General features: G+C 40.5%; 1 protein-coding gene. It reads right to left on the reverse strand.

What is annotated here, in order from left to right; all coding sequences use genetic code 11:
* Window positions 1-196: 196 nt before the first annotated feature.
* On the reverse strand, window positions 197-380 hold a 184-nt coding region (gene tnpB / locus A8L45_RS24070), incomplete at its 5' end, for an IS66 family insertion sequence element accessory protein TnpB (protein WP_139122475.1).

The following is a 380-nucleotide window of genomic DNA, read 5'->3' on the forward strand; positions in this document are numbered from 1 at the left end:
CGCGTCTTTTTCAGCTAACTTTTCATCCATATGCTGTTGCAACTCAAGCAACATGCGTTTGAGTTGTTCTGGGTCGTCAGGCAGTGAGTGTGCATCAAGTTTCATACCTGCAATTTAACAAAATTTTATGCTCCTTTCTCGTTTGCATGGCAGATAAAATAGGATGTGTGGCAATGATCGTTTACTGTTAATTAGATCATAGATTGATACTGCAACTCTTCATGACCAAGCACATCATATCCCGACAGCAACCAATCCAGTTGCTCAGGCTGAGTTCAAATTCTTGCAGACTCGCTTTGTTTGGCCATTTGAATTTTTGTTTTTCTAACCGCTTGTACCACAATGCAAATCCCGTTTTATCCCAGTAAACCAACTTGAGT

It is taken from the genome of Veronia pacifica, from assembly GCF_001707825.1.
Lineage (GTDB): Bacteria > Pseudomonadota > Gammaproteobacteria > Enterobacterales > Vibrionaceae > Veronia > Veronia pacifica.